The following is a 10,542-nucleotide window of genomic DNA, read 5'->3' as shown; positions in this document are numbered from 1 at the left end:
ACGACTGCGGCGACCGGTGTGTATTTCATTTTCGTACATGGCTCGCCCCGTCGATTCACTGAGGTCTTTGGCATCTTCACGTAGATGTTTTCACAGGCGGCAGAGGCGACATCCACGTTCCCTTGCGCCATGAGCAGCGGATAGACCTCCCGAATGAGGTCTCGAGGACGTATTGGAACAAAGCGCTCACGTCCGGTGCCGGGTTCAATCATGCGGCGGAATAGCTGCATGTTCCGTTTGGCCTTCGTGACCCAATCAAAGTTCTCTGATTCACACTGGAGCAGGAATGGTTTGCTGAAATACCAGCGATCCATGACCACCCACAAGCGGCACGTCACCTGTTTTCGGACAGCCAGGAGCATTCTCCATGCGAGGTCCAGTTTTGACTGCTTCTTGTCGGTGTCGTTTTCGGGTTTCGTCCAGATGGCGTACGACCATGGATATTCAACCCCATTGCTGCGGACGGCGTGCAGCGCCACGATGTTCATCGCCCATGTGTACACTTTGTTCGAACTGTCGTAGAGCCAGTAGAGAAACGGGATCCCCTTGGCGTATGGGTGTGGGGCATGCGTATCGTCGAGCGCAAGCACGTCTCCGTCTGCCAGAGCCGTATCTGGATCTTCCTGAAGGCGAGAGGTCCGTTTTTCGTTGAATGTGTCCCATTGGGAAAATCCCGTCAGGAAGCGGCTGAGGGTGGATTGGGTCACCTTTTGGATGCCCAGCATGCGCTGCAAGAGGCCGTCTTTGTTGAAGAACGTGGCCAGTGCATTGACGGACGGACAGCGGTTAATGAGCCCAACGACGTAGAGGAACGCCAGAACCCAGGTGGCGACGCCACGGACTTTGAAGATCCCCGACTGGGACAAGAGCAACGAAAGGTCGAACCGATCCCACAGTGTACGTAGAACAGGGGCGCCACCGACATTGCTGAAAGACGAAAGCTCCTTGAACTCTGGTTTACATAAACGAGCCATACTTCACACCCGAATCGCTGAGAGATAGGCAGTTAGGTGCCTCCTCGGCGATTGTTAGGGTGTTTTTCAAAAGTCAAGTGTTTTTCGATGGTTTCATTAACATTTCATAAAATGTTCACAATCCAACTTCATACAGCAACTGCATAGCGCCTGCACAAGTGTCAAGTACGCCAAATACAGGGACCATCCTGATACCAAGGACAGAGTTCGCCCAAGCCCGACCTTGGTAAACGAATATAGTGAACCGCTGTTTGGATATATCTTGTTAAAATGGATGATGGAAATCGACATGCCAAGCGTAATGATCGCGGCCAGGAGGAACGGAAGGCACACAGAAGCTCCTACCAACCCCCCGATCAATGACACATTCAGCGCCATAGAAGCCGAAGGCGCCATGACCGCCGCTGAGAGAGCGACGGTCTCCACAAAATTGACACTGTCGTGTCTCAGACCGACGGAATTGAAGGACATGGTACACATGCGCTCCTTTCTTGTTTGGCGATAGCAATCAGTGTAAGGAATTCGTAAACGATATTGGCAGCTAGAAGAGATGTCACTTGGGCGTGATCGTACGAGGGCAAGACCTCCACGAGGTCAAATCCAATGAACGGGATGCCTCGGAGCCCACGGACAAGTTCTAAGGCTTCCCATGACGTTACTCCTCCCACCTCAGGCGTGCCGGTTCCGGGGGCGAAAGCGGGATCGACAAAGTCGATATCAAATGAAAGGAAGACAGGTCCAGGTAGGACACGCGCTTTGATCTTTTCCACCATGTCCTCAAATCCAATGCGCCGTAGATCGGATGTGGTGCAAACTTCAAAGCCTAGTTCGCGCGCCGCATTTAAGTCTTCAGCGCCGTAGAGCGGGCCTCGCATGCCTACCTGAATGACGCGGCCCGGATCTAGCAGCCCTTCTTCGACAGCTCGCCGGAAGGTGGTTCCGTGATTATATTTCTGTCCGAAGTAAGCGTCCCAAGTGTCAGAATGCGAATCGAAGTGCACCAAGCCCAAAGGGCCGTGACACCGATGAAGGGCGCGCAGTTCCGCCAGCGTGATGGAGTGATCTCCTCCGAGGACGACCGGGATAACGCCACGATCCACCACGGGTTGGAGTGCGGTCTCAACTTTTTGATAAGTTTCCGCGATGTACCCGGGGACCACAGGGCAATCGCCATAGTCTACACCTGAAATATAATCAAATATAGGTATTTTTTGTTCTTGATTGAACGGTCGTAACAGGATGGACGCATCACGAATCGCTTCCGGCCCAAAACGTGCGCCGGAACGATAGGATTGACCACCGTCAAATGGAATGCCGATTATCGCGAAGTCGATATCCGGGGCAAGATCCTCCACGAGGGGCAGCCTCATAAATGTTCGAACACCGCAGAAGCGAGGGGTCAAGAACGAGTCTCTAGGCAAGTATTTTGGCACGAATATCCCTCCAAATGTATGGTCATCACAGAACATTCTGAAGCAAGAATTGTTCCAACCCATATCAGAGGGGCAGAGTGCGTTCCTCGACTAAGCGATTAGCTATTACCTAGGGCAATTTAGCCGACGGACAGTTATGCGAATGCGCATGGAGATTTCATGACGCATGCTGAGTTTCGCATCATCAGTAACGTTCTCTTTTATTCAAAAATGAATAAGTCTATGCGATTTTGCATAGACTTTCATACGGTCGAACCACGGCTGTTCCGTGTCAAGTTTTCGTAGGGGCAAAGGCGAGGTCGAGAAGAGCCCCACATCCCGTATTACCACTGCGGGCCGCGCACAAGGGCTTGCAGGACATATTTCACCCAAAGACGGCTGGCATGGGGCCCATACAGCGCCGGCAGGTGGGCGGTCTTCGTGACCGCCTGTCCCGTCGACGAGGTTGACCGTTGCACCCACGACTCTTCGACGAATGCGCGGCGCTCCACGCGTTCGTTCTGTTCCTGTTTCGTCACGACCGTCGGCTTCTGGCCGCTCGCACGCGCTGCCAATACACGCGCCAGTCGGTGTGCGCCTTCTTCGCTCCACCAGCCCCCATGCCGCTTCATCCGCCGTGCAAACTGGTGAAACACTTGCCCTTCCATTGCGCCTAACGACTCCGCTGCGCCGTCTCTCCGAATGCCTTCCCAGTTCGCACGCAGGTATTGGCGCAGAGAGCGCACACGTTCCCTTGCACTTCCTCGCCGCACACGCTCCGCACGGCGCAGCACCGCCTCGACCTGTGACCAATCTCCACGCTCCAGCGCTTCGCAGATCTCCGCGTACGCTGCCTTTTCGACGCCGAACGCCATGCGCAGATGCTTGTACAAGTGATACAGGTCCAGTCGATGCACCGCACCTGGAAGGACATCCACGCCCTGCTTCGCCCACGCTGCGCCGTCCGTCCCTACGACCGAGCAGGACACCTGCTCCAGATCCCACGCCTCCGAAAAGGCGCCTACAGCCTCTTCCCACACCGCCTGTCCAGGCACAACACCAGCCACCACCTGGCGCCCCACCAGCTTGCGTCGGTCTCGCCCAACGGCCTGTTTCCCCTCATACGCCAGCACGATTTTCACTTCCGCATGGCGCTTCGACCCACGTGCTCGCACCCACATGCCGTCAGCCTCCACGTACAGCTTCGAGACCTTCCGCTTGGGGTCCTGGATCGTCTGTGCATCCTTCCCTGCATACCGAGCCTCGCGTTTGGCCTTCACGGCTTCATCCAGCGTGGCCCCCAGCCGCTGCACCTCCTGCCACACACGCATCGCACTCACATGCGGCATGAACTGGGCCAACGTCCAGGCCGCTTGGTGATACGACATCCTGGTCGCGAGATCGACCAGATGCATGCGCACTTTCGGGCTCAGTCGCTCTCTCGCGCCCAGTCCCAACAAGGCATCCAGCGGCATGTGGTACGTTCCTGTCTCACGGTCTCGATACATCCGGCGCTTCAAATGCAACTCGCCTCGGCTCGTCACGAGCGTCCGTTCGCGCGACCCAACCAACTCGTAGCGGGCTCGGTCGCGCGTCTGCATCAGCGCGTCGTCTGTCATGTGGAGCATGTGTTCGAAGAGCCGTAATGCGAACTGATCGGCAAACGTGCAAAGCGACGTCTCAAACGCCAAGAAGTCTCCTTGGCTCAACAAATTTGCGACTTGTTCAATCCAGGATGGGAGCAAATCGCGTGCTTGTTGCAGGATTTCGTCGGTGAGATGGCGAACGTCCAACACGGGAGACCCCACTCCTTTCTGCCGCATTGCCGTGCGGCGAGCTTTTTGTGTCCGTGGGGTCTCTTCTCTTTTTTGCACGTCTACTCCTCTCGCCTGGAAGCCACCTACCGAAACTTTATACGCTCCCACGGCTGATCTTTATATCGTGTGCCGTCAAGGTGTTTCTCTATGTCCTCGGCTTTCGGTGTGGTGGGCAAGCTGAAAGGAGCGCCCGAAGTGCTTATGCAACTTACGAACGACCGTGGGTTGGCTGATGCCGAGCATTCGAGCGAGATCATTCGTGCTTCGAGCTCTCAGGCAGGCATCCTCGAGAATTTTTCGTTCATAACGTGCCAGCAAATCGGGTAGAGAGATACCTGGAACTTGGGCCGATTCCTCCGATCGCGTGTGTGTTAACAGGTGAGGAGGTAGGTCATTCTCATCAATCACCAAATTCAGCGACAACACGGTCAATCGCTCAATAGTGTTTTCGAGTTCCCGCACGTTTCCTGGCCAGTCGTATTCCATGAATCGCCGCAACACCTTGGGAGAGAGCGTACGCTCAACGCGGTGTCGTTCACACATGATGCGTGTGAAATATTGAGCAAGTTCTACAATGTCCTCTTGTCGATGACGCAAGGGAGGGATCACAATCGGAACGGTGTTCAACCGAAAGTAGAGATCCTTGCGGAACGTCCCCTTGGAGACCATCTCCTCAATATTTTGATTGGTTGCGGTCAACAGTCGAAAGTTAGAAAATCGTTCATTTTTCCCTCCAATTCTGAAAAAGCGTCGTTCCTGGATCACTTTGAGCAGTTTGGCTTGCATTGAAAGTGGCAATTCACCGATTTCGTCAAGAAACAATGTGCCATCGTGCGCCAATTCAATCAGACCCGGCTTGCCACCGCGCCCCGCTCCGGTGAATGCACCTTGCTCGTACCCAAAAAGCTCGGACTCCAGAAGTGCTTCCGGTATAGCGGCACAGTTTATGGATACAAAGGGTCCTGAGGAACGGGGACTGTGGGAGTGGATGACTTTCGCCAGCACGCCCTTTCCTACGCCGGATTCGCCCAACAAAAGGATAGGCACGTCGTGGCGCGCCACTTGCAACGCTGTGTCAATCACACGCTGCATTGCTTGACTCCGGGCCACGATGCCGTCCACCCGTACATTTCGCTCACGTAGGCGTTCGAGTTCTGATTTGACCCTGCTCATCTCTTCTTCCATAGCTTGCATGTGCTCTCGTAACTCAATCAACTCTGTTAAATCATACGAGTAGGAGATAATCCGCACCAGCCGATTTTCGCGATCGAACACGGGAACTCCGGTGACAAGCAGGCGCTGTCCGCTTCGAGTCGTTTGTACCGCGCTTTGTCGGTTGCGTGTCGTCATCACCAAGCGCGTAATGGACGGAGTAAAGATGCCAAGCGATTCAAGCTCCGTCACCGTGCGGCCAACAACGCTTTCAATAGGGACACCATAATTGTCCTCGAAGGATTGAGATACGAACACGACTTTACCCTCCCCGTCGGCAATCAGCACATCGACAAAGAGGGCATTAAGCAGTGTGTCGATCACGTCGACGAGCTCGGCAGCTTCCTCCACATTTAAACCTCCTCTGCAGACGGATTCACGCCGGGTAAAAGCCCGACTTCGCGTACACGGTACTAATTTGAACTTGACGAATTTCGGTGTACTCATGTACCGCTTCTATACCGAGTTCTCGCCCGACACCCGAGCGTTTGAGCCCGCCCCACGGCGCTTCGACATACGCCGTGTGGTACGTGTTGACCCAAGTGATGCCAGCTTGCAGTCTGCGAACGACACGGTGAACGCGCGCCACATCACGGGTAAAGACCCCCGCCGCGAGACCGTATTGAGAATCATTCGCCATGCGAACTGCATCTTCCTCGTTCACAAACGGTTGAACCGTGAGAACGGGACCAAAAATTTCCTCACGTACTATACTCATGTCAGACGTCACGCCGGCGAAGATGGTGGGCTGCATGAAGTATCCCTGTGCCAAAGGTGGCGGGAAAGTCGCCCTCTTACCACCTGTGACGAGCTGGGCTCCCTCTTCACGCCCCTTGTCAATGAATTGCAAAACTCGCCGCATGTGTGCCTCCGACACAAGTGGGCCCATTTCCACCGATTCGTCAAAACCATCCCCTACGCGAATGTGTTCAGCCCTGGTCTTCAACTCGGAAAGGAACCGATCGTGGATGGTGGATTCCAGAAGAAGCCGAGAACCTGCAGCGCAGACCTGTCCGGCCCCGTAATAGATGGCGAACAGGGCGTGATCCACGGCGCATTCCCAATCCGCATCTTCAAACACTATCACGGCTGACTTGCCCCCTAACTCCAATGAGACCCGTGTTATGTTAAGTGCCGCTGCTTGGAGGATATTCAGCCCTGTCGCAGTTCCTCCAGTGAAAGATACACGGTTAACATCGGGATCTTCCACTAGGGCGCGCCCAATGGGATCGCCTGCGCCAGGGACGACATTGACCACTCCAGGTGGCAGCCCTGCTTCATCCAAGACTTTTGCGAGAAGGAGTGCGGTTACAGGCGTCCACTCAGATGGCTTTAGGATGCACGTGTTTCCGGTCGCGAGCGCGGGTGCAAGCTTCCAACACGCGATTAAAAGGGGAAAATTCCACGGCACAATCAGTCCGCAAACACCGATCGGCTGACGAAACGTGTAACTGTGGACTGATTCTGGGACGGAAAGGAGCATGCCATTTGGCTGCATGATGAGTCCTGCGTAATAGCGAAAACATTGCACACAGTCTTCGACGTCTAGGCGAGATTCGCGTAGCGGCTTGCCTGTCTGCAGAGTCTCTAAGCGTGCGAACGTCTCCCCCAGTTCCTCAACTTTTGTTGCAATTCGTAGAAGTAGGTTAGCTCGTTCCCGAGCGGAAAGCCACGGCCACTCGCTTTCATCAAAAACCTTACGAGCAACTCGGACTGCGGCGCGTAGGTCGGATGGCTGGGGTTCCACCACCCGACCAAATGCACGTCCCGTCGCGGGATCGAACAGTTCTCTCGTCTCGGCGTTATCGGTCCCAACAAACCGTCCGCCCACGTACATAGCGAACGCACCGTGGTTGTCTCTTTCCAATTTTTCGAGATCTTTGAGTGTGATCGCGCGGATATCCTCGACCATGTACTTCACCTCGTCTACGATATGATTTTCAATTGGAAGTAGCGACGCTCCGGTCTGGAGCCTATTCCACTGACGTAAAGCAAACCGCGTTCCAATCCAGGCCCCACGCATCTATTTTCCTGGTGGTGTTAAGTCAAGTTTGTAGACACCCCAAAACCGAGGACGTTGTTTAATGTGCACGGATCGGCGTCGATCTCGGCGGTCAGGGCTTGACATGGAGCCTCTACGGGCATGACTTCTCGTTTTGTGCAGACGCACGACACTCGCTCTCTAAAATTGCAAGATTTTATAATTCCAACCTTTCAGCGTCAAGTGTTTGCGATCACTCTTGTTGACCGTCAGTGATATTGTCACTGTGAGATTCGTCCGTGAAAATGTCATGTATGAGCAAGGAGTATCTTGTGATGCGAACCCATGAAATTCAACAACTAGCGAGCGTCTCAAGAAATGAATTCTTATCCCCACAACCCCAACTGCACCCCCTCCGCTCGTGCCAGCTTCTCCCGCGCCCGCTTGATATGGTTCTGCACAGCCCCACGTGTAATCCCGAGTTCCCGCGCAATCGCCGAGTACGCCATGCCGGACTCGAATACGAACAGGCACGCCGCTTCCCGCAGGCTCAGGAACGACAGCCACGCCACGGACAGGCGCTCCTCCTCTTCGTCTGCCCCATCCGCATCGTCCCATGCCTCCCAACGCCTTCGCCGCGCCGCCAGTCTGTCCAGGTCGGCCAGGTCGCCAACGAGGATCTCCCGCCGCGGTGCGCGATAGTCGCCTTCCATCACCGCCAAGGCGTAGTCGAGCGTGCGAACCATGCCGTCGTACAGAGCGGCATCGTGTTCGTTCTGCTCTCGCTTTGCGCGGTTGCGGGCGTCTCGGATGGACTCGCGGGTGGACTCGTACTGTGCGATCACGTCTTCGAGATCGCGGCGCATGGTCTCAAGCCTCCGTCAGTCGAGGCGGACTGCGTGCCCCGAGAGCTTCGAAGCGTCAGGGAAGTTGAATCGTCCAATGTCGAATAGATCAGGACGCAGAAAGATTTTCGCGTGAAGGCGCCGCCACCTGCGCAAGCGGTCAAACCAGAGCCCGACGAGAGCACGGATCGCGATGTGCGAGCCCACGGCGTCATACACCTCAAGCCCGTCGTATGCAACGCACAGCCATTGATCGGTGGTCGTCAGGTGTTCATCCAGTTCATCGAGCACCTCGTTCGCCTTTTCGAGATTGCGGCGCACCAGGGGATACCATCTGCGAACGTCGAACTCCGTCAAGCTCGAGGTCCAGTCCTGTGGGATCCGCTGGCTGACGAAATCGCGCAATTCAGTCGAACCATTGCACAGAAGACAATGGAGCAGTAAGCCGAGCCAAAAGACGCGCCACCCGATTACATCTTCGTCTTTCAAGTACTCAACGGCTGCCAGCAACGAGTCACTTTGATCGTACCCGCGCATCCAATTCTGCAACGCAATGAGATCCTTCGCTTGTTCCGCAGAGGTCAAGATGAGCATGACATTCGGATCGCAGATACGGCTTTCAATCACGTTCAACTTCGTCATCTCTCATCCCTCCGTTATCCACAGTTCATCCACATGTTTATCCACAGGTTCCGTTCTCGTTTAACTTTTTTGTTCCTATAATAGCACATATATACTGGTTGTCAACACCTAAATTGCTCTTCCTGTCCATCCGAGCCCCTGTTCCAACGCCCGCTGCATGCTCCAACGCAAGTCCGGCGAGAGATCCTGCAGGTTGCGCAACGCCCAGTCCAGGTAGTCCGGTGGCACGTCCTTCAGCGGCATGCCCTTGTGCTTCCCAAACGGCATCGTCTGCACCTCAATCGGCGACTCCGCAAAGGTGATCAGCTCGTCCACATCGTCGGGATACCCTGCCTCCAGATACACGCGGAGCTCTCGCTGAAACACATGTGCCGTCACGATCGCGTCGCCCAGCGCCCGGTGGGGTTGCCCCACCTCGACGTCGATCCCGAGCCAATACCGCAGCACCTGATTCGAGTGTCGCGGCGCGTCCGGCCAGAGATGCTGCGCAAGCCGCTTCGAGCAAACCCACGGTCTCCCCGTCTCCGGCAACATCCCGGGGTCGAACTCCGCGTTGTGCGCCACCAGGATCGTGTCGCCGATGTATCCGAGCACCTTCGGCCATACCTGCGACAACCGCGGCTTTCCCGCCACGTCTCGGTCGGTGATGTGATGTACGGCGGAGGCCTCCGGTGGGATCGGACAACCCGGATCGACGAGTGCCGAGTAGACGATCTGCGGCTCACGTTCGAGCCCGACCTCAACCAGCGCGAGCTCGACGACACGGCCCTCCGGCGGCAACCCGGTTGTTTCGGTGTCCACCACCACGAATCGTGCATCACGGATTCTCAATGTGTCCCCTTCTTTCGCTTGCGTTTTCGCACCTCTAAATCTCGACCAACCGGCGGCTTTCCCGCCGGCATCGAAAACACCCGCGCGCCGTACTTCTCCCGCAAGTACCTGTCCATCTCCACCGGGTCCATCCGATAGATGGAAACCTCCGACGCACCGCTCGCCCGCTCCTTGCGTCGATTCGGCACAGGCCGTGCCGTGTTCATGCCTCATCGCCATTGGCGCTTCACTCCTCTCGTTTGCATCGCTCCATACGGCGGAACTCGATCGCAGCCCGCACCATCTGACACATCTCGTCTTCCGTCAAGTCACTGGTGTCAATCACAAGGCCACGCGCATACCGCCATTGTTGTTCCGTTTCATCCTCGTGCGTTCGCATGTCAGGCAATTCTCCGTCCCGTTCCAAAATCCGACGTCTCCGCACGAACTCCGAGGCGGTGAGTACGATCACCAAAAACCCGTGCTGATCCGCCCACACCGCCTCTTCCATCGTTCGACCGTCATCGATCACGATCGGGCTCACCGTGTGCCGCAAGACCTCTTCCGCGGCGAGCAGCATCGGATTCGGCTTGAAGCCTCGCAGGAAACGTCCTGTTCGCTGCAGATACGGTCTTCGCACCGTCTTGCTCGCGCCTTTGAGCCACGGCGCGGCAATGTCGAGCACGGCCTCGACCGGCGTCGCCATCGAATACCGCACGTAGCCCATCTCCTGCCGCAGGTACTGCGCCACCGTGCTCTTCCCCGCGCCCATCGGGCCCATCAGAAACACGTGCTGCAATCTCCGTTCCATGGTTCTTACCCCTAACGAACGCATGTTCTAATTCTGAC

10 protein-coding genes are annotated in these 10,542 nt (G+C 55.9%); all 10 read right to left on the bottom strand.

Translation table 11 applies throughout. The annotated features are described in order from the left end of the window. Positions 1–974, bottom strand: a 974-nt coding sequence (locus J3481_RS03430) for a transposase (protein WP_206882430.1), incomplete at its 3' end; no start/stop codon positions are given. 446 nt (positions 975–1,420) lie between these two features. Beyond that, a complete protein-coding gene (speB, locus tag J3481_RS03425; protein WP_206832008.1) occupies positions 1,421–2,443 on the bottom strand; it encodes an agmatinase in 1,023 nt (340 codons plus the stop codon). A 287-nt stretch (positions 2,444–2,730) separates the two neighbouring features. Next, positions 2,731–4,182 carry an ISLre2 family transposase gene (locus tag J3481_RS03420; RefSeq protein ID WP_206832007.1) on the bottom strand — a complete coding sequence of 484 codons (1,452 nt, stop codon included), beginning with the start codon at positions 4,180–4,182 and terminating at the stop codon, positions 2,731–2,733. Positions 4,183–4,335: 153 nt separating this feature from the next. Beyond that, entirely contained in the window at positions 4,336–5,766 is a 1,431-nt protein-coding gene (locus J3481_RS03415) for a sigma-54 interaction domain-containing protein (protein WP_206832006.1), read from the bottom strand. A gap of 25 nt (positions 5,767–5,791) precedes the next feature. After that, a complete protein-coding gene (locus J3481_RS03410; protein ID WP_206832012.1) occupies positions 5,792–7,252 on the bottom strand; it encodes an aldehyde dehydrogenase family protein in 1,461 nt (486 codons plus the stop codon). 530 nt (positions 7,253–7,782) lie between these two features. Then, a complete protein-coding gene (locus tag J3481_RS03405) occupies positions 7,783–8,262 on the bottom strand; it encodes a sigma factor-like helix-turn-helix DNA-binding protein (protein WP_206832005.1) in 480 nt (159 codons plus the stop codon). Between the two features lie 15 nt (positions 8,263–8,277). Next, entirely contained in the window at positions 8,278–8,883 is a 606-nt protein-coding gene (locus J3481_RS03400) for a hypothetical protein (protein WP_206832004.1), read from the bottom strand. Between the two features lie 108 nt (positions 8,884–8,991). After that, positions 8,992–9,714 (bottom strand): putative quorum-sensing-regulated virulence factor, encoded by a 723-nt coding sequence (locus tag J3481_RS03395; RefSeq protein WP_206832003.1) that lies wholly within the window; start codon positions 9,712–9,714, stop codon positions 8,992–8,994. Beyond that, a complete protein-coding gene (locus tag J3481_RS03390) occupies positions 9,711–9,920 on the bottom strand; it encodes a hypothetical protein (RefSeq protein WP_236011060.1) in 210 nt (69 codons plus the stop codon). Before J3481_RS03390 ends, J3481_RS03395 begins: the two co-directional genes overlap by 4 nt. 20 nt (positions 9,921–9,940) lie before the next feature. Continuing rightward, complete coding sequence (locus tag J3481_RS03385; RefSeq protein WP_206832002.1) at positions 9,941–10,504, bottom strand: AAA family ATPase; 564 nt, start codon at positions 10,502–10,504, stop codon at positions 9,941–9,943. Between the last annotated feature and the right edge of the window lie 38 nt (positions 10,505–10,542).

This window comes from Alicyclobacillus fructus (assembly GCF_017329605.1).
In the GTDB taxonomy this organism is placed as follows: domain Bacteria; phylum Bacillota; class Bacilli; order Alicyclobacillales; family Alicyclobacillaceae; genus Alicyclobacillus; species Alicyclobacillus fructus.
The sequence above is the reverse complement of the archived record's forward strand: the minus strand, read 5'-3'. Positions and strand labels throughout refer to the sequence as shown.

Bases quoted from the DNA above. Each gene is read 5' to 3' on its own strand.
- speB (WP_206832008.1), bottom strand. From the start codon at position 2,443: ATGTTCTGTGATGACCATACATTTGGAGGGATATTCGTGCCAAAATAC.
- J3481_RS03410 (WP_206832012.1), bottom strand. From the start codon at position 7,252: ATGTACGTGGGCGGACGGTTTGTTGGGACCGATAACGCCGAGACGAGA.
- J3481_RS03390 (WP_236011060.1), bottom strand. From the start codon at position 9,920: ATGAACACGGCACGGCCTGTGCCGAATCGACGCAAGGAGCGGGCGAGC.
- J3481_RS03400 (WP_206832004.1), bottom strand. From the start codon at position 8,883: ATGACGAAGTTGAACGTGATTGAAAGCCGTATCTGCGATCCGAATGTC.
- J3481_RS03385 (WP_206832002.1), bottom strand. From the start codon at position 10,504: ATGGAACGGAGATTGCAGCACGTGTTTCTGATGGGCCCGATGGGCGCG.
- J3481_RS03405 (WP_206832005.1), bottom strand. From the start codon at position 8,262: ATGCGCCGCGATCTCGAAGACGTGATCGCACAGTACGAGTCCACCCGC.